The organism is Streptomyces sp. NPDC050508, assembly GCF_040655155.1.
GTDB lineage: Bacteria > Actinomycetota > Actinomycetes > Streptomycetales > Streptomycetaceae > Streptomyces.
Map to the genome: position 1 here is coordinate 360,321 of NZ_JBFAJJ010000003.1, position 18,310 is coordinate 378,630.

At 72.4% G+C, this 18,310-nt stretch carries 13 protein-coding genes and 2 pseudogenes; 4 read left to right on the forward strand and 11 right to left on the reverse strand.

The window, feature by feature from the left end:
- Positions 1–4: 4 nt before the first annotated feature.
- Together AB0I69_RS11110 and AB0I69_RS11115 are read right to left on the reverse strand one after the other, a co-directional pair.
- Positions 5–1,321 (reverse strand): copper amine oxidase, encoded by a 1,317-nt coding sequence (locus tag AB0I69_RS11110; protein WP_363095309.1) that lies wholly within the window; start codon positions 1,319–1,321, stop codon positions 5–7.
- Between the two features lie 64 nt (positions 1,322–1,385).
- On the reverse strand, positions 1,386–2,192 hold the full coding sequence (locus AB0I69_RS11115; protein WP_363095310.1) for a Tat pathway signal sequence domain protein: 807 nt from the start codon (positions 2,190–2,192) through the stop codon (positions 1,386–1,388).
- Between the two features lie 200 nt (positions 2,193–2,392).
- Between AB0I69_RS11115 and glgX the strand changes: the two genes are divergently transcribed.
- Both glgX and treY read left to right on the forward strand, forming a co-directional pair.
- A complete protein-coding gene (gene glgX, locus AB0I69_RS11120; RefSeq protein WP_363095311.1) occupies positions 2,393–4,510 on the forward strand; it encodes a glycogen debranching protein GlgX in 2,118 nt (705 codons plus the stop codon).
- Positions 4,511–4,591: 81 nt separating this feature from the next.
- Positions 4,592–6,955 (forward strand): malto-oligosyltrehalose synthase, encoded by a 2,364-nt coding sequence (gene treY / locus AB0I69_RS11125; RefSeq protein ID WP_363095312.1) that lies wholly within the window; start codon positions 4,592–4,594, stop codon positions 6,953–6,955.
- A 24-nt stretch (positions 6,956–6,979) separates the two neighbouring features.
- On the opposite strand, the gene AB0I69_RS11130 is transcribed toward treY, so the two are convergent.
- Positions 6,980–8,083 carry a cytochrome P450 gene (locus AB0I69_RS11130; protein ID WP_363095313.1) on the reverse strand — a complete coding sequence of 368 codons (1,104 nt, stop codon included), beginning with the start codon at positions 8,081–8,083 and terminating at the stop codon, positions 6,980–6,982.
- A 533-nt stretch (positions 8,084–8,616) separates the two neighbouring features.
- On the opposite strand from AB0I69_RS11130, the gene AB0I69_RS11135 reads away from it, so the two are divergent.
- Positions 8,617–9,909 (forward strand): M14 family zinc carboxypeptidase, encoded by a 1,293-nt coding sequence (locus AB0I69_RS11135; RefSeq protein ID WP_363095314.1) that lies wholly within the window; start codon positions 8,617–8,619, stop codon positions 9,907–9,909.
- Between the two features lie 13 nt (positions 9,910–9,922).
- Here AB0I69_RS11135 and AB0I69_RS11140 read toward each other — a convergent pair whose 3' ends face one another.
- The 3 genes from AB0I69_RS11140 to AB0I69_RS11150 all read right to left on the reverse strand — a co-directional run bounded on the left by AB0I69_RS11140 (position 9,923) and on the right by AB0I69_RS11150 (position 12,564).
- On the reverse strand, positions 9,923–10,372 hold the full coding sequence (locus AB0I69_RS11140; RefSeq protein WP_363095315.1) for an SSI family serine proteinase inhibitor: 450 nt from the start codon (positions 10,370–10,372) through the stop codon (positions 9,923–9,925).
- Positions 10,369–11,808: a M14 family zinc carboxypeptidase gene (locus AB0I69_RS11145; RefSeq protein ID WP_363095316.1), complete on the reverse strand. Its 1,440-nt coding sequence runs from the start codon at positions 11,806–11,808 to the stop codon at positions 10,369–10,371. The genes AB0I69_RS11140 and AB0I69_RS11145 overlap by 4 nt, the downstream gene beginning before the upstream one ends.
- Before the next feature lie 204 nt (positions 11,809–12,012).
- Positions 12,013–12,564: a DUF1707 and FHA domain-containing protein gene (locus tag AB0I69_RS11150; RefSeq protein ID WP_363095317.1), complete on the reverse strand. Its 552-nt coding sequence runs from the start codon at positions 12,562–12,564 to the stop codon at positions 12,013–12,015.
- 173 nt (positions 12,565–12,737) lie between these two features.
- On the opposite strand from AB0I69_RS11150, the gene treZ reads away from it, so the two are divergent.
- Positions 12,738–14,483, forward strand: coding sequence for a malto-oligosyltrehalose trehalohydrolase (treZ, locus tag AB0I69_RS11155; protein WP_363095318.1), 1,746 nt, complete (start codon positions 12,738–12,740; stop codon positions 14,481–14,483).
- Positions 14,484–14,523: 40 nt separating this feature from the next.
- On the opposite strand, the gene AB0I69_RS11160 is transcribed toward treZ, so the two are convergent.
- The 5 genes and pseudogenes from AB0I69_RS11160 to AB0I69_RS11180 form a co-directional block, all read right to left on the reverse strand.
- Positions 14,524–15,468, reverse strand: coding sequence for an aminoglycoside phosphotransferase family protein (locus tag AB0I69_RS11160; protein WP_363095319.1), 945 nt, complete (start codon positions 15,466–15,468; stop codon positions 14,524–14,526).
- Between the two features lie 45 nt (positions 15,469–15,513).
- Complete coding sequence (locus AB0I69_RS11165; protein WP_363095320.1) at positions 15,514–16,641, reverse strand: aminopeptidase P family protein; 1,128 nt, start codon at positions 16,639–16,641, stop codon at positions 15,514–15,516.
- A gap of 110 nt (positions 16,642–16,751) precedes the next feature.
- Positions 16,752–17,250 (reverse strand): annotated as a pseudogene (locus tag AB0I69_RS11170) (LysE family translocator); the annotation flags it as partial.
- Between the two features lie 223 nt (positions 17,251–17,473).
- Positions 17,474–17,629: pseudogene (locus tag AB0I69_RS11175) on the reverse strand (LysE family translocator); the annotation flags it as partial.
- A 76-nt stretch (positions 17,630–17,705) separates the two neighbouring features.
- Entirely contained in the window at positions 17,706–18,290 is a 585-nt protein-coding gene (locus tag AB0I69_RS11180) for a PDZ domain-containing protein (protein WP_363095321.1), read from the reverse strand.
- Positions 18,291–18,310 lie beyond the last annotated feature (20 nt).

Genomic DNA, 18,310 nt, shown 5'->3' on the forward strand with positions numbered 1-18,310 from the left:
TTTCTCAACTTCCGCCGTTCACATTGCCGTTCTGGTTGGCGAGCGCGGGCGGAGTGAGCGGATTCATAGCGGTGACGTCACGCGGGGCGATGGAGAATCCCTGCCAGTGGACCGGCATCGGCTGCTGGTCCTCGTCGCGGGCGATGTGGTGGAAGCCGACGTTCACCCAGACCACAGGGTGGGTGAGGGTCTGTCCGTCGACCCACTTGTCGACCTGCTTCGGGTGCCCCGCACCGCAGTTGGGCAGGTTGTCGCTGGCGAACTGCTCGCACTTGTTGTACTCGGTGAAGTAGACGTCGTGCGTGGTGAAGCTGCGGCCCGGGTACTTGGTGGAGACGCCGGGGACTATCTCGTAGGACCGGGCGTGGTCGTCCTTGTTCTTGCCGGTCGCGCTGACGACACGCCACCAGCGCATGTTCTTGGCGTCGCCCGCGAGTTCCTTGGTGACCTTGGTCAACGTGGTCTTGTTGGTGGGCGTGTTGGCGCCGCGCGGGGTGACCACGGAGTCGTACTGCTCGATCCGGCCCTTGGAGGAGCCGTCGAGGGCGAAGTCCAACTTCCAGAAGACGTCGTGCTGGTGGCTCGTCGCGTACGCCTTGGCGCCCTTGCCGAGCGGCCAGCCGCGGCCGTCGCCCGCGTCGTAGTCGTAGGGCGAAAGGCTGCCGGTGGCACCGACGTTCATGTTGATGGTGCCGTCGTCCTGGAAGCGCCACTCGGTGATGTACTCGTACCAGCCGACCTGGTTGACCGTGTAGACGAGGAAGTCCTTGCCCTGGGTCTGGAAGACCTTGTTGGCGCTGTCGCCCTGCATGCGGAAGGCGTGGCCGCGCGAACGGGTCGTCGTGCAGAGGCCCTTGACGTTCGGGTGGTCCGGGTCGATGGCGTCGGGGACCTTGACGGTCTTGATGGTGCCGCCGGGGCACTCGCCGGGCGCCATGTTCATCAGGCCCGTGCCGAAGCCGTACTGGGTGAGGTCGCTGTACTCGTTCTTGCCGTCGTCGTACGGGACATGGATCTGGGCGAGCTTCGCGTCGGCGAGCACCTTGATGGGGGTGGCCTGGCCGGGCGGCTGGTAGGAGATGTTCTCCAGGACGAGGCCGGCCTCGCGCTCGTAGTGCCAGCACATCCGCCAGGTGGTGCCGGTGGAGAGCTTCTGCTCGATGGTGTAGGCGGCGCTGCAGCTGGGTGCGGCGGCGGCCGGGGCGGTTGTCGGCTGGGCGACGGCCGGGCCCGCGCCCGCGGTGGCGCCGGCGGCCAGGGCGGCCACCGCGAGGCCCACGGCCCCGCGCCTGCGGGCACGGTTGACTCTGTTCACGCGCATGAAGAAGTGACTCCCTTACAGGAGAAGCAAGTTGGGACAGTGGACGAAGGACTGCGCGGTCGACTCAGCCGGTGAGCTTGCCGACCTTGCGGGCGCTCAGATCGATGACGAAGTCGCGGGCGTCGATCCACGGCCCGTTCTTCACCTTCGGGAACAGCCGCACGCACCGGTGCTCGCCGCACTGGTCGAGGACGCCCGACTGGGCACCCGGAGTGGCCTTGTAGATCATGGCGGTCAGCAACAGCTGGTCGGGCGAGGTGAGTTCGTTGCCGGTGGCGTCCTTGTAGTCCGCCTTCAGACCCGCGCCGAGCGGGTCCTTGAGCAGCAGCTCGGCCGCTTCGACGTCCTCGGCATGGCTGGCCGGCGGCTGCACTCCGTGCTGGGTGCCGGTCTGCTCGACCTTGCCGGTGTCGAGGTTGACGGTCTTGGTGACGACCGTGTCGTCCTTGTAGTCGTAGAACGTCACGTCGGCGCGGCGCGGCGCGTTCGGGTTGTCCAGCTCGCTCGTCTCGGGGTCGGCGAGTTCGACGTCGAGGCGCTGCGGGCCGCGCTTCCCTTCCACGTTCTCACTGGAGTTGAGCAGTTGTTGGTTCACGGCGATCTGCTCGACGCGCTTCATCTCGTCGTCGGTGAGCGGGTCGCGGCCCTTGCCCTTCTCCCCCTCGGCCGGGACCTGTTGTACGACACCGGGTGCCGCGCCCTGCCCGTCCGCGGCCTGCTGGGCGGACCCGGCCGCCTTGCCGGTGCCGCCCGACTCATCGGCCCCCGCCGTGCCCGGCAGGGTGATGCCGACCATCACGGCGGTCCCCGCCACCGCTATGGCCGCACCGGCCACCACCTTGCCCAGGTGGCGGTGCACTGTCTTCCGCACTTCTCCCCCTACTCCCCCTGGATCCTTCCCCCTGGATCGCTGGGAGTGGTGTCTGTCCCACTTGGCTCGGCATACGGCATACGTCGTATGCACTGGTCATTTGGTAAGAGGGACGTAAGTCATAGGTGGTTCCCTCACTTTCGGGGAGACTCAGGACCAAGGCGCCCCGGCAGCGGGGCCCGGCTGAGAGAGTCGTGACCATGCAGGTCTGGCCTGGAGAGGCATATCCACTCGGTGCCACGTACGACGGCGCCGGCACCAACTTCGCGGTCTTCACCGAAGCCGCGGACCGAGTAGAGCTGTGTCTGCTGCACGACGACGGCTCGGAGACGGCGGTCGAGCTGCGGGAGAGCGACGCGTTCGTGCGGCACGCGTACGTGCCCGGCATCATGCCCGGACAGCGCTACGGCTTCCGCGCGCACGGCCCGTACGCCCCCGAGCGCGGCCAGCGGTGCAACTCCGCGAAACTGCTGCTCGACCCGTACGCGAAGGCGGTCAGCGGATCGATCGCCTGGGGCGAGGAGGTGTACGGCTATCACTTCGACGCCCCCGACAAGCGCAACGACCTGGACTCGGCGCCGCACACCATGTCGTCGGTCGTGGTCAACCCGTACTTCGACTGGGGCGACGACCGGCTGCCCCGGCACGGTTACCACGAGACGGTGCTCTACGAGGCCCATGTGAAGGGCCTGACGATGCAACACCCGGGGCTGCCGGACGAGTTGCGCGGCACGTACGCGGCGCTCGCGCATCCGGCGGTGATCGAGCACCTGGTGGAGCTGGGGGTGACCGCCCTGGAGCTGATGCCGGTGCACCAGTTCGTGAACGACCACCGGCTGGTCGACATGGGCCTGAACAACTACTGGGGCTACAACACGATCGGTTTCTTCGCCCCGCACAACGCGTACGCCTCCTGGGGCGACCGCGGCCAGCAGGTCCTGGAGTTCAAGTCGGCGGTGCGGGCGCTGCACGAGGCCGACATCGAGGTCATCCTGGACGTCGTCTACAACCACACCGCCGAGGGCAACCACCTGGGCCCGACGCTGTCCTTCAGGGGCCTCGACAACCCCTCCTACTACCGTCTCGCCGAAGACCCCCGCTACTACACGGACACCACGGGGACGGGCAATTCACTGCTCATGCGGTCCCCGCACGTGCTCCAGCTGATCATGGACTCGCTGCGCTACTGGGTCACCGAGATGCACGTCGACGGCTTCCGCTTCGACCTCGCGGCCACGCTGGCCCGGCAGTTCCACGAGGTGGACCGGCTGTCGTCGTTCTTCGACCTGGTCCAGCAGGACCCGGTGGTCTCCCAGGTGAAGCTGATCGCGGAGCCCTGGGACGTCGGCGAGGGCGGCTACCAGGTGGGCAACTTCCCGCCGCTGTGGACCGAGTGGAACGGCAAGTACCGCGACACCGTGCGGGACCTGTGGCGGGGCGAGCCGCGCGCGCTCGCGGAGTTCGCGTCCCGGCTGACCGGCTCCTCCGACCTCTACCAGGACGACGGCCGTCGCCCCCTGGCCTCCATCAACTTCGTGACCTGCCACGACGGGTTCACGCTGAACGACCTGGTGTCGTACAACGACAAGCGCAACCAGGCCAACGGCGAGGACAACCGCGACGGTGAGAGCCACAACCGGTCCTGGAACTGCGGTGCCGAGGGCGACACCGACGACCCCGCCGTCCTGGAGCTGCGCGCGCGCCAGATGCGGAACTTCGTCGCCACCCTGATGCTGTCCCAGGGCGTGCCGATGATCAGCCACGGGGATGAGTTCGCGCGCACCCAGAAGGGCAACAACAACGCCTACTGCCAGGACAGCGAGCTGGCCTGGGTGAAGTGGCCCGAGGACGACGCCGAGTTGTCGGGGCTGCCGGCCTTCACGCGCGCGTTGGTGTGGCTGCGCAAGGAGCATCCCGTGTTCCGGCGCCGGCGCTTCTTCCACGGGCGGCCCGTGGAGGGCACCCACGACGAGCTGTCGGACATCGCCTGGTTCACCCCGGAGGGCAAGGAGATGACGCAACGGGACTGGGACTCCGCGCAGGCCTCCGCGCTGTCGGTGTTCCTGAACGGCAACGCCATCTCGGAGCCCGGCCCGCGCGGGGAGCACATCGCGGACGACTCCTTCCTGATGATGTTCAACGCCTCTCCGGAGACGCTGGAATTCGTCGTGCCGGTCAATCACGGCCGCCAGTGGGAGGTGGTCGTGGACACGGGCCGCGCGGAGGGGGTGCCGTCCGGCACGGGCGCGAAGGTGAAGGCCGGGGACCGGCTGACTTTGGTGGACCGCAGCATGACGGTGCTGCAACGGCCCACCTAGGAGCACGCGCGGTCGGCCGATCAGCGGACCGGATGCGGGGGCGATGACACGAAAGACGGCCGGGCGGGTACGTAGGTCTGCATGACACCTGAGCGACCCGACCCGGCAGTCCCCACGGCCACCTACCGGCTGCAGCTGCAGCCCGAGTTCCCGTTCGCGGCGGCCGCGGCGGCCGTGCCGTACCTGGCGTCGCTCGGCGTCTCGCATCTGCACCTGTCCCCCGTCCTGGAGTCCGTCCCGGGTTCGACGCACGGCTACGACGTCGTGGACCACGCGCGCGTACGGGGCGAACTCGGCGGCGAGGACGGCCTGCGGGCCCTCGCGCGGACCGCGCGGGAGCACGGACTCGGCCTGGTCGTGGACATCGTGCCGAACCACATGGCCATGGCCCCGCGCCACAACCACGCCCTGTGGGAGGTGCTCCGGGAGGGCCCCAAGTCGCCGTACGCGCGCTGGTTCGACATCGACTGGGAGGCGCAGGGCGGACAGCTGCTGCTGCCGGTGCTGGGCGGTCCGGTCGGCGCGGAGATCGACCACCTTGAGGTCGACGGCGACGTCCTGCGCTACTACGACCATGTGTTCCCGCTGCGTGCGGGCACCGCGGAGCTGCCGCTGCCGCAGCTCCTGGACGCGCAGTGGTACCGCCCCTCGTGGTGGCGGCTGGCCCGTACCGAGCTCAACTACCGCCGCTTCTTCAGCATCTCGGAGCTGATCGGGGTGCGCGTCGAGGACCCTGAGGTCTTCGACGCCACGCACGGCAAGATCCTTCAGTTGCTGCGCGAGGGCGTGCTGGACGGGCTGCGCGTCGACCATCCCGACGGCCTCGCCGACCCCGACGGCTACCTCCAGCGGCTGCACGAGGCGACCGGTGGCCGCTGGACGGTCGTGGAGAAGATCCTCGCGGACGGGGAGCACCTGCCGGCGTCCTGGCCCGTCGCGGGCACCACCGGCTACGACGCCCTCCGGCATGTCGACGGGCTGTTCACGGACCCGGCGGGCGCCGGTGAACTCCTCGGCCAGTACCGGAGGTTCGCGGCCCCGCAGACGGACCGCGGCGGGCACTGGGAGGCGACGGCGCGGCGGGCGGCGTACAAGGTGCTCACGCACGAACTGGCCACCGAGACGGACCGGTTGACCCGGGTCGCGAGCCATGTGTGCGCCACGTCCCCGGATCCGGCGCTGCGCGACCGGGCCCCCTGGGCGTTGCGGACCGCGCTGCGGGAGTTCCTGGTCCGCATGGAGGTCTACCGGCCGTACACCTCTGGCGACACCGCAGCCGTCGTCACCGAGGAGGCGGCGGCCGAGGCCCGGCAGGCGTTCGTCGTCCCGGAGGAGGCGGGCGCCGTCGACGTCGTTCGGGATCTGCTGCTGGGGCGGTACGGGGACGGGCCCGAGCAGGTCGAGTTCCGGACCCGGTTCGCGCAGACCGCTTCCGCGCTGCGGGCCAAGTCCGTGGAGGACACGGCCTTCTACCGCTATGTGCCGTTGCTGTCGGCGACCGAGGTGGGCGGGAACCCGGGCAGCCCCGCCGTGGCCCCGGAGGACTTCCACGCGTACTGCGCGCGCGTGCAGCGCGACTGGCCCGCGGCGGGCACCGTGCTGTCGACCCACGACACGAAGCGCAGCGCCGATGTGCGGGCCGCGCTGGCGGTGCTCACCGAGGTGCCGGAGCGCTGGGCGGACGTGCTGGCCGAGGTGACGCGCACCAGCGACGGCGTGCCGGACGCGCAGCTGGCGTGGGCGGCCTGGCAGACGGTGTTCGGCCTGGGCCCGGCGGATGCGCGGCGCGTCCAGGAGGCCCTGTTGAAGCATGTGCGCGAGGCGGGCCTGTACACGAGCTGGACGGAGCAGGAGCCGCCGTACGAGGAGGCGGTGGCGGCGTTCGTCGCGGCGGGCCCGTGCGGGGCGCCCGGAGAGCACGTGGCCGCCTTGCGCGCGGCTTTGGAGCCGCACATCCGGGCGAACGTGCTGGGCGCCGCCCTGCTCCACCTGACGATGCCGGGCGTGCCGGACCTCTATCAGGGCACGGAGGCCGAGTACCTCGCCCTGGTCGACCCCGACAACCGGCGGCCCGTACCGTTCCCGCCCCCGGAGCCGGGCGACAAGGGCGCGCTGACGGCCGCCGCGCTGCGGCTGCGGGCCCGGCGGCCCGAGGTCTTCGGCGACACGGCGACATACGCCCCGCTGGCCGCGGAAGGCCTTGCGGCGGCGCACTGTGTGGCGTTCGCGCGCTCGGGGAGCGTGGTCACGGCCGTGACCCGGCTGTCGTCGCGGATCGCGGAGGCGGGCGGCTGGCGCGACACACTGCTGCCGCTGCCGCCGGGCCGATGGGCCGATGTGCTCGCTCCGGAGCGGGAGTTCACGGGCCACGCACGCGTGGAGGCCCTTTTCGGACGGTTGCCGGTGGTGCTGTTGGAGCGGGTGGAGGGGCTGGGCGGGAGCTAGCTGCAGGGCGCTGCTCGCGAACCCCTACCCGATGCGCACCGGAAGCGTCGCAGGTGAGCGGCGGACGAGGTCCGCGGGGGCCGGTCGGGCGCCCGGTGCGCGGTGGAGGCCCGGCAGGGCGGTCAGCAGGGCCCGTAGGCCGTGTTCGGCCGTGAGGCGGGCGAGCAGGGCGTCGGGGCGGGTGTGGCGGCCGGTGCCGTGGGCGAGCGGGCCGGGGGCGGTGCGGAACGCGTCGTAGCGATCGGCGTCCGTGAACCGTTCCGGGTCGCGGCCGGCGGCGCCGAGCAGGCACGCGACGGTGGCTCCGGCGGGTATCGGGCCGACGGGTTCGACGGCCCGGCGCAGCACGACGTGCAGCGGCGGATCGCGGCGCAGGGACTCCGCCCAGGCGCCGGCCGTGAGCTCGGGGCGGGTGCGGAGCACGTCCAACTGCCGTGGATGGTCGAGGACGTTGGCGAGGAACGACGCGAACGCCCGCGCGGTGGTCTCGCCCGCCGCGCCGAGCAGCGTGCCCACCAGCCTCGTGACGGTCTCGTCCGGCAGCGGGCCGTCGTCGGCCCGTGCGGTGCACAGGACGGACAGCAGGTCGCCACCCGGGTGGGCGCGGCGCCGGGCCATCAACGGCCGCAGGAAGGCGCCCAGTTCGGGACGGCCGCCCCGGGAGCGGCCCGGTCCCGTGCGGCACCAGCGATGCACGCGCGCGGTCTCCTCGTACGGCAGCCCGAGCGCGGCCACGGCCGTGGCGGTGGGCAGCCAGTCGCAGAACTCGGCCACGAGGTCGGCCTCGTCGCGGGCGGCCAGCCGACGGGCGAGGACGTAGGCGCCGCGCTCGACGGCGGCGGTCAGGGCGGCCAGCGCGGGCCCGCGCAGCGCCCGGTCGACGAGCCGGGCCGCCTCGGGTGCGGCCGGGAGCCCTCCGCCCGGCACGGCGACCAGCCGCGGGTCGGCGAGCGCGGCGCGGACGTCGTCGTAACGGCTGAGGAGCCAGGCGCCGAACGGCTCGTCGTACACGAGCGGGTAGTGGGCACGGAGGGTGCGGTACAGCGGATACGGGTCCTGTACGACCGTCCGCAGGCTCGGCGGCGCCGGTGGACGGGTCGGGGCGCCCGCGGTCCGGGGGACGGTCACGCCCGTGAGACACAGCACCGCCGTCCGCTCCCCGTGGTCGTCGCTCCGCCACGCACCGTGGAGGAGGCGCGCGGCCGGTCGTCCGCGCCATGCGCACACGCGGCTGCCCCCAGCCGACCACCGCACCGCGCGGGCCGCAGCCCTCGTACGGCCGTTCGGGTGAAGCAGTCGTCCCTCCGGTCGCACGGCGTACGCGGACGCGCCGCACGCCGTAGGACCGTCCCGGCCACCGGCTCGCACCCGCGTACGGACCCGGGGCGCGTACCGGACGGCAGGCGTGCGGTGACGAGCCGCGACGGCGGTGTTCCCGGTGCGGGGGTACGCGCGCGTGCCCGAAGGGGACGGCACCGGCGGTGAACGCCCGTGCCCGCGAACCCCCCTGGCGATCCCCGGCCCCCTGCTGGCACCACCTCGCCTACCGGCTGCCGGTAAATGCCCCTGGGCGCCCCCGGTAGCCTCCCCCATGGTCTTCTTGACAGTTCACAGAGGCCGTGGGGTACTGCGGTTGCGAAGCCGGGGCGGACAAGTCGGGGGTGAGTCTCCTGCCGGAGTTGCGATACCCCAGTGTGACCGAACTGGTCTCGTCCGCAAGGGCGTTGGCCGCGCACCGGCCGGCCCTGTGCACCCTGAGGCAGGTGGGTGTCTCCCGCGCGGGCAGACCACTCCATCTGCTGTCCGTGGGGCACGCCCAGCGCGCCGTACTGGTGGTCGCGGGCGCCCACGCCAATGAGCCGACCGGTGGCTCCACACTCCTCGCACTCGCCGAACGGGTCGTCGGCGAACGGGAGTTGCGGTCGGACACCTCCTGGCACTTCCTGCTCTGCGCGGACCCGGACGGGGCGAGCCTGCACGTCACCCCGGCGCCGCGCAGCCTGTTCGACTACCACCTCGGTTTCTACCGCCCGGCCGGCCCCGAACAGCCGGAGTGGTCGCCGTCGGTGCTGCCGCCCGACCGGCTGCCGCCCGAGACCCGCACCCTGACCCGGGTGATCGACGAAGTGCGGCCCTACCTCCAGGTGACCCTGCACGGCACCGATCTGGGCGGCAGCTGGGTCCAGTTGACGAAGGACATACCGGGGCTCGCCGAGCCGTTCGCCAAGTCGGCGGCCGAGCTGCGCATCCCGGTGGAGACGGGCGCCTCGGACGCGGCGGGCTGGCCCGCTTCGGGACCCGGGGTGCATGTGATGCCGGCGCCCGGCTCGGACGTGGCGTACCCGAGCATGCCGGACGACGCGCGGCACAGCACCTGGTACCACGCGCACCGCTACGGCGGTCTGACCGCGGTCGTGGAGGTGCCGATGTGGGCGAGCGACCTGGTGGACGACCCCGCGCCGCATCCCGCCCCGGCGGCGGCGATACGACGGCTGGCGCGCCGCCTGCTGCGGGACGCGTGGGAGGTGGAGCGGGTGCTCGCCGAGGCGCTGCCGCGCCTCCAGGGCGTCGACGGGCCGCTGCTGCGGGCCGCGAAGTGGGCCCTGGAGCTGGTGCCCGGCCTGGCCGCGGACTGGACGCACACCCCGCCGGCCGACACGACGATGGCGTACGTGGGCAGCGTGGACGCGTTCGGGCGCCGGCTGCCGTTACGGGCCGCGGCGATGCTGCTGCGGGTCCTGCGGGAGACCGACGACCGTGCGGCGCCCGTGCTCGAACACCTCGTCGCGAACTGGAGCGACGCCTTCGAGGCACGCTTCCGCGCCCGCTGGGTGCCGCTGGAACACCAGGTCGAGCATCAGGCCCGCACGGTCGTGGCGGCGGCGCTGCACGCGCGCGAGCAGGCGGGCGGAGTCGGGGACGTCTCCCGCGCGCGTGCCCGACGCCCGGCCTGAACCCGCCCGTTCCTCAGCTGTCGAGCGCGAAGACCGATCCCGTCCGGGCTGCCATGACGCATACGTTCGGGAAGGTCTTCGAGTAGTCGACCTGGCGCCCCTTCCACTCCCCGCGCGCGTGGGCGGTCACCGGGGCGTAGATCATCGGGCAGAACACGCTCTTGGCCGGGATGGCGTCGATGTCACCGGCCGCCGCGCCCAGTTCGGCACAGGCGTCGGCCGCGTGGGCGTGGCCCTGGGGCGGGTCGCAGAGGAGCAGGGTGCCCCGGGTGTCGCTGGACCGGCTGTCGCCGCGGGTGACGGTGAGGTAGAGCCAGTCGCCCTGGACGCCGTGCCGGGGTGCGGCCTGGGCGGGTGCCTGGCCGGCGGCGAGGAGTACTACGACGGCGAGCAGGGCGCCACGGAGCGCGGTCGCTTTCGAGGTGTGGCGCTCGGAGATGTTCGTCTTCGGGGTGTGCGTCATTCCCGATGCATCGGCACCGCGGTCTCCGTACCCCAGCCCGGCTCACCCGAACGGGAGCGCACCGGCGCGTACCGCCGGGCCAGTTCGAACGCGCTGAGCACGACGCGCGACTGGTACTCGACCTGGCGCGCGACCGGGATCCAGCGCGCCCCGCACCCGTCGCGGTAGTCGGCGCACCACTCGTCGATCAGCCGGTCCAACTCCGGGAGCGCACCGGCCTGATCGTGCCCGGAGGCGACCACGACCTGGTAGAGCAGCCCGGCCGTGCGCAGGGCCAGCCGCCGCCCCGCGATGCGCAGGGCCGCCAGATGGGCGGAGTTGAGCGGCGGCAGCGGGCGGGCGCCGCCGGTGTCGACATCGGGGTCCCACGCGTCGGCGAGACCCGGACACACCAGTAAATAGTCGTCGACCGGCGCGAGCAGCCGTGCGGCGTCGGGCACGACGAGGGTTCGGGGGCGGGTCCCGGCGGTGTTCCGCGCGGGCGGTGCCACCGGGTCGGCAGCGGGCCGCGGCCAGGCGTCCTTCAGCCCGACGCCCGTCCCCGTCTCGGTTCCGCTCTGCACGAACGGCCGTATCCGCGCGAGGAGTTGTTCCAGGATGCGGGTGTCGTGGCGCAGGGTGTGGCTCACGGTGCGGAGGAACGCGTCGGCGTCGGCGGGCGGGGTGTCGTCCTCGACGCCGGCGACGCCCCACATCGGCGCTTCCACGACCGCGGTGACCGTGCCGTGCCGGTGCGGGTGGTACCAGGTCGACTCGACGGCGGCCTCGGTGATGGCGGCGGCGAGGTCGCCCCGGCGTGGCGGTGGGATGCGGTAGACGGCGGGGCCGAGGCTCGGCCAGTACAGGGTGTCGTACGGCCCGAGTTCGCGCGGGATGCCGAGGCGGGCCGCGGTGTGCGCGACGCGTCGGGCGAGGCCCGGGAGGTCGCGGGTCAGTTCCACGAAGCCGCCGCCGACGTCGACGCCGTGCAGGGAGCACTGGAGGAACGGCCGCAGTTCGTCCTGGACCTCCAACAGGGCGCGCGTTTCCGGGAGTCGGGCCCCGGCCGCGCCGTCCGGCAGCCACTCGGGCTGTTCCAGGAAGCCGGGGCGGAAGAAGTTCCGGAAGTACCGGCCGAGGGTGTAAGGGCCGGGCAGCCAGCCCTCGTTGCGGCGCGAGCCGTCGGGGTCGAGGCACAGCAGCAGGTTCCAGGTGGCGTCGGCGCCCTCGCTCAACCGGGGGTCGGCGAGGACCCGTTCGGCCAGCCGCAGCGCCGTCGCGCCGCCCACGGGCTCGTTGGCGTGCGGTCCGGCGACCACGAGGGCCTGGCAGCTGCCGTGGCCCACGGAGAGCAGCCACAGGGGCGTACCGGCGCGGGAGGTCCCGACGCGGCGCAGCCGGGCGTCCTGGGGGCGGCGGGCGACGAGTGCGGCGGCCTGGGCGCCCAACTCGTCCACGGACGGGTAGCGGAGGAGTGGCGGCAGGGCGCACCTCCACAAAAGTGGTGCCGTCGGTTCACCTGGTGTGCATGGTGTACGCACAGTCAGTCACGGCGCGAGGGGTACGTCAACACCGCCGTACGCAAAGGGATTTGGCACCCGCCCAAGGTCACCACATCGGGTAATGCCCAGGCCAGAGGTGAGGCAGGGCTACGTTCGGGCTCAGCTGCCGGCGATCCGGAACGCCATCCGTCCGAAGCCGATCTGATCGCCCTCGCGGACGACGGCCGCGCCGATCACCCGTCGGCCGTTGACCGTCGTGCCGTTGGTCGAACCGAGGTCGCGCAGGACCCACATGCCGCCCTGGCGGCTGAGTTCGGCGTGCACCCGGGACACCGTCTCGTGGGTCAGGCGCAGCCCGTTGGCGGGGTCGCGGCCGATGCGCAGTGGATGTCCGTTGCCCGGGTGGGGCAGCAGCAGCTTGGGGAGCCGCTCGGCCTGCCAGGCCCTGCGCAGCCGTACGGTGAAGCCGGAGACGGCCTCCACGGTGCCGAACAGCACGCGGGAGAGGCGGCTCTCGGTGGGCAGGTCGGCGGTGAGCACCGCGAGTTCCTCGGAGCGGCGGGCGGCGAGTGCCAGCTCCATGCGCCGGATGAACGTTTCGTGCGAGAGGCGCCCCATGGCGACGCCGTCATGGAGAACCTTGAGCGCCTTGTCGCGCTCCGCGTCGGACAGCCGCGCGGGGTACGTGTGGAACTCGAAGGACGACGTCACGCTCGTGATTGTCGGGCAGTGAACCCCGGGTGTCCAGAAGACGCGGAAACGGCCCGCACGCGCGCGAAGATGACGACACCTGCGCCAAAGGGGTGGATTCAAAAGCGGATTGATCTCGTTTGAAGCACGATGGACGGGCTACATCCCGGTGAGCAGACGAAGGGGAACCGTCCGTGCAGTTCGAGGTGTGGGCACCAGAGGCAGAGCGTGTGACGCTCCATTGCGAGGGCGCCACGCGCGCGTTGGAGCGCGATCCCGGGCGGGTGGGGTGGTGGAGCGGCGAGGCGGAGGCGCGGGACGGCACGCGGTACGGGTTCGCGGTGGACGACGGTCCGCCGCTGCCCGACCCGCGCTCGCGCCGGCAACCGGACGGCCCGGACGGCCTGAGCGCGGTCGTCGACCACGAGCGGTACGCGTGGCGTGCCGCGTGGTCCGGGCACCCGCTGCCCGGCGCGGTCCTCTACGAGCTGCACGTCGGCACGTACACACCCGAGGGCACCCTGGACGCAGCCGCCGACCGGCTCGGCCACCTCGTCGAACTGGGCGTCACGCACGTAGAGTTGATGCCCCTGTGTCCGTTCCCCGGCCGGCACGGCTGGGGATACGAGGGCGTCTCCCTCTGGGCCGTGCACGAGCCCTACGGCGGCCCCGAAGGGCTCAAGCGGTTCGTCGACCGGGCCCACGAACTGGGCCTGGGCGTCGTGCTCGACGTGGTGCACAACCACCTGGGCCCGTCCGGGAACTACCTGCCCGCGTTCGGCCCCTACTTCACGGACACGCATCACACCCCCTGGGGCAGCGCCGTGAACCTGGACGCGCCCGGCTCGGACGAGGTGCGCGCGTTCCTGCTGGGCAGCGCGCTGGCGTGGCTGCGCGACTACCGGATCGACGGGCTGCGGCTGGACGCGGTGCACGCGCTGAAGGACACGCGCGCGTGCCACTTCCTGGAGGAACTGTCGGCCGCCGTCGACACGTTGGCCGCCGAGACGGGCCGGCCCCGCTTCCTGATCGCCGAGTCCGACCTGAACGACCCGCGCGTGGTGACCTCCCGCGGGGAGGGCGGTCTGGGGCTGCACGCGCAGTGGAACGACGACTTCCACCACGCCCTGCACACCGCCCTGACCGGTGAATCGCAGGGCTACTACGCGGACTTCGCGCGGGCCCCCCTCACGGCGGTCGCCAAGACACTGACCGGCGGCTACTTCCACGACGGCACCTATTCGAGCTTCCGGGACCGGCACCACGGCCGCCCCCTGGACCGCAACCGCGTGGCCGCCCACCGGCTGCTCGGCTACAGCCAGACCCACGACCAGATCGGCAACCGCGCCCAGGGGGACCGTCTCTCGGCGTCCCTCTCCCCCGGGCTGCTGGCCTGCGCCGCCGCACTGACCCTGACCGGACCCTTCACGCCGATGCTGTTCATGGGCGAGGAGTGGGCGGCCGGCACGCCCTGGCAGTTCTTCACCGACCACACCGACACGGACCTCGCGGAGGCCGTACGGCGGGGCAGGCGGCGGGAGTTCGCGGCACACGGCTGGGCCGAGGAGGACGTACCCGATCCGCAGGACCCGGCGACCCGCGACCGCTCCTGCCTCGACTGGTCCGAGCCTCAGAACGAGCCCCACGCGCGCGTGCTGGCCTGGTACCGCCGGCTCATCGCGCTCCGGCACGAGCAGCCCGACCTCACGGACCCCGACCTCAGCGACACCAAGGTGGCCTACGACGAGGAGGCCCGCTGGCTCGCGCTCCGCCGCGGAGACGTACGCGTCGCCGTGAACCTCGGCAAGGCACCGGCCGCCATTCCCCTGGGCACCCGCCCGGCAGAGGTCCTGGCCGCGTGGGAGCCCGTGGAGGCGCCGGGGGCGGAGGGGTTGCTCCGGCTGCACGGGGAGTCGTGCGTGGTGCTGCTGCAGGCGTAAACGCTTGCGCAAGCGTTTACGCCTCACCACCGCAGACGCCCTACAGCTCCGCGTCCCCGCCCCCGTCCCGCAGCTCCGTCACCCGCTCCAGCAGGATCGCCTCCCAGGTGCGCCGCAGTTGGGTTCTGAGGAGCGGCAGGGGGCCGGTGTCGCGGCCTCCGAGGTGGTCGGCGAGGCGGACGACGGTGTCGCAGCGGGCGAGCCAGAGGCCGCGCAGACAGGGGCGGGCGCCGTACCCGGCGAGGGTGGCGGCGCGTACGGCGGCGGGGGAACCGACGGCCAGGGCGAGCCCGGCGATGTCCTCGGCGGGGTCGCCGAGGACCGCGTCGGTCCAGTCCAGGACGCCGCGGACCCGGCCGTCGGAACTCACCACAAGGTGTTCGCCCTTCAGGTCGTGGTGGACGAGGACCGCGGTGCCGGGCTGGGCGGCGAGCTGGATCGCGCCGGGCTGGGTGAGCTGGTCGAGGCGTGCGGCGTCGAACTCGTCGGCGGCGGCGAGCCGTTCGGCGGCCCGCTCCGCGGCGCGGCGCAGCGCCTCCAGGGAACGCGGGGCGGTGCGCGGGACACCGAGCGTCTCGGTCTGCCGGGCGGGCACCTCGCGCAACCCGGTGAGCAGCCCGGCCAGGTCGGCCTCGCCCACTGCGGAGACGTCCTGGTCCTCGCCGGACCGGCCGGGCACCTTGGTGTCCAGCGTGTACGTGAGCCCGGGCGCCCACTCGCCGTGCGCGACGCTCGTCGGAACCGCGACAGGGAGGTACGGCCGTACGAGGTCGCGCAGGCGCAGTTCACGGCGCTGGCGCTGGGCGGCCCCGCGGTCCGGGGCGAGGCGCAGCACATGGCGGGTGCCGACCCACCACGTGCCGTGCTCGCCGCCCTCGGCGACGGGCCGGATCTCGGGTCCTGAGCTGTCGGCCGCACCGTCCTTGAGCAGGGAACGGACCAGTCGTCGGACGGTGTCCGCGGTGGGTGTCGGTGCCTGGGTCATGGTCGCGCCGTCGCCGTTCGGGGTGTCGGGGGCACCTGGTCTTCGTCAGTCCACCAGTGCCATCTCGCGGGCCGTGTTGTTGAGCCGCCGACCGCCGTCCTCGGTCACCGTGACGATGTCCTCGATGCGCACCCCGAAGCGGCCGGGCAGGTAGATGCCGGGCTCCACGGAGAAGCACATCCCGGGCACGAGGGGCTGTTCCTCGCCCTCGATCATGTACGGCGGCTCGTGCGTGGTGACGCCGATGCCGTGGCCGGTGCGGTGGATGAAGTACGGGCCGTATCCGGCGTCGTCGATGACCGCGCGGGCGGCGCGGTCGACCTCCTGGCAGGCGACTCCGGGGCGCACGGCGCGGAAACCGGCCTCCTGGGCCTCGCGGACGAGGTCGTGGACACGCTGTTCCTCGTCGCCGGGTTCGCCGACGTGGACGGTGCGCGAGGTGTCGGAGCCGTAGCCGTCCTTGAGGCCTCCGAAGTCGAGGACGATCATGTCGCCCTGCTGGATGACACGGTCGCCGACCTCGTGGTGCGGGTTGGCTCCGTTGGGGCCCGAGGCGACGATGGTGAAGTCGACCTGGGAGTGCCCGAACTGCCGTAGCAGATCGGCCAGATCGGCGCCGACGTCGGACTCGCGGCGGCCGGCGAAGGGAACCTTCCGGATCTCCTCGTACGTCGCGTCGGCGGCTTCTCCGGCGGCGGCCATGAGTTGGAGTTCCGCCGCGTCCTTCACGGCGCGCATCATCGGCAGTGCGTCGGTGAGGGAGGCGTAGGTGGTGTCGGGCAGCGTCTTCTGGAGTCCCAGGAGGTGCATGGACCAGGCGTTGTCGCTGATGCCGAAGCGACCCGTCGCGTCGAGGAGGGCGGCGGTGGCGGCGTAGGGGTCCTTGCCGTCGGTCCAGTCGCGCAGGGTGAGGGCGCCGGCGCCGGGCGCCTTGGCCGCGTCCGGGGCCTCCAGGGTGGGGACGACGAGGACCGGGGAGCGTCCGGCGGCCAGGACGAGCACGGTGAGCCGTTCGGTGATCGCGGTGGGCGCGTAGCCGGTGAGCCACACCAGGTCCGGTCCCGGAGCGACCAGCAGCCCCGCGAGACCGGCGTCGGCGGCGGCCCGCGCGGCGCGGTCCATGCGGGCCCGGTAGTCGGCGGCGGTGAAGGGCGCGGGCGGGCTACCGGTCATTCAGGCCTCCGAGAACGGGCGAAAGGTGGCTACGGGCAGCATCCTGCCCGCACCCGGAGGCCCACGCGAGCCGATCGGCGGGTCTTTCGGCCCCGGACGCGGTCACGGTGTCAGCTCTCCAGGGCCATCCGGACCCCCAGGAGCAGCAGCACACCTCCGGAAACCTGCTCCAGGCGCCGGCGCACACCGGTCCGGGACAGCACGTTCTTGAGCCGGCCGACGAACCACACGTAGAGGCCGTAGTAGCCGACTTCGTAGACGGCCCACAGCGCGGCGAGCCCGATCTCCCCCACTGCCTTAAGGGCGTGGGAGGTGCCCCCAGGGGAGATGCGGGGCGCCTTCGGGCACGAACTGCGGGAGGAAGGACATCGCGAAGATCGCCGCCTTGGGGTTGGCGAGGTTCAGGAACAGTCCGCCTCGGTAGGAGGCCCAGGCGCTGCGGTCGGCGACCTCCCAGCCGTCGTTCTCCTCGCCGTCCTTGGTGCGGCGCGCGTGGCCCAGTGTCTGGATGCCGAAGCCGACGAGGACGATCGCGCCGACGATGCGCGTGACGTCGTAGGCCACCTCGGAGGCGGCCAGCAGGGCGGTCAGGCCGAAGGCGGCGACGAGGGCCTGTCCGGCGGATCAGGTCGCAGGAGAGCAACGGCACCTGATCAGCGCCGGTGAGCGGGGCCTGGTGCGTGCAGCTGCAAGGCGGAGGAGGGCGTCAACGCGATGGGGGTCCCCCCGCGCGAGGTTGTTCGAGCGTGGGGAAGTTGGCAACCGACGACAACGCGGCAGATGTGCGTGCCAGGCCCCGCGTCTGCGGCATGATCCGCCGGACAGGTCCTGGGCCCCAGACGAAGACGCCGGTCTCGTTGCCGAGCACGGTGAGGAAGCCGGAGCGCCTGCTGCGCAGCGACCGCTTGATGATCAGCACGGTGCTCGGGCCGGGCGAGGCGGCGATGAGCGTGCAGGCGCCGAGGAAGGCGAGGAGGGTGCTCAGCATGGGGTCATCGTGGCCCCTGCCGGGGAGACGGGACCAGTGCTTTTCATGAGGCGTGCGACTCATGGCCAGGTCTGCGTCAGACGACGAAGCCGGGGACGACGGTGAACTGCTGGTAGCCGCCGCTGTGGTGGCGCACCGTGACGGTGACCTCGTCCCCGGGGTGGGCGCGGGCGACGGCACGCGCGAGGTCGGCCGCCGAGTCGATGCGGGCGCCGCCGAACGTGAGCAGGACGTCGCCGCGGATCAGGCCCGCCGTGTAGCCGGGGCCGGGGAGGTGGACGCCGACGATCAACGCGCCCGCCTTCTCGGCGTCCACGGCCTCCACACCGAGGGTCGCGGTGGCGGGTGTCGGCGAGGGTGTCGGTGTCGGGCTCGCGGAGGACGGCGGCGTGCCGGACGGGCCGGTCGTCCGTGCCGGTTGCCGGGCCGCCTGGCGCTGCATTTCGGCGAGCTTGCTCATGCCGATCACCGTGGCGCCGACCGTGCCGAGTCCGACCCCGGACAGGACCAGGACGGTCCCGACGAACAGGCTGAACAGCAGGGTCATGAGCCGTCGGCCGCGGCGCCGCGCGGCATGCGGGCGCCGGGCGGCAGCGGGCTTGACGCCGGCACCGGGTTCCTGACCGGGCATCGGCTTGGGACGCAACGCAGTCTGTTCCATGGATCGCCTCCGGCTGATGC

What these genes read in the sequence shown, in the direction of transcription:
- AB0I69_RS11110 (WP_363095309.1), bottom strand. Translation starts at nt 1,321, where the DNA reads ATGCGCGTGAACAGAGTCAACCGTGCCCGCAGGCGCGGGGCCGTGGGC.
- glgX (WP_363095311.1), top strand. Translation starts at nt 2,393, where the DNA reads ATGCAGGTCTGGCCTGGAGAGGCATATCCACTCGGTGCCACGTACGAC.
- treY (WP_363095312.1), top strand. Translation starts at nt 4,592, where the DNA reads ATGACACCTGAGCGACCCGACCCGGCAGTCCCCACGGCCACCTACCGG.
- AB0I69_RS11140 (WP_363095315.1), bottom strand. Translation starts at nt 10,372, where the DNA reads ATGACGCACACCCCGAAGACGAACATCTCCGAGCGCCACACCTCGAAA.
- AB0I69_RS11160 (WP_363095319.1), bottom strand. Translation starts at nt 15,468, where the DNA reads ATGACCCAGGCACCGACACCCACCGCGGACACCGTCCGACGACTGGTC.
- AB0I69_RS11165 (WP_363095320.1), bottom strand. Translation starts at nt 16,641, where the DNA reads ATGACCGGTAGCCCGCCCGCGCCCTTCACCGCCGCCGACTACCGGGCC.
- AB0I69_RS11180 (WP_363095321.1), bottom strand. Translation starts at nt 18,290, where the DNA reads ATGGAACAGACTGCGTTGCGTCCCAAGCCGATGCCCGGTCAGGAACCC.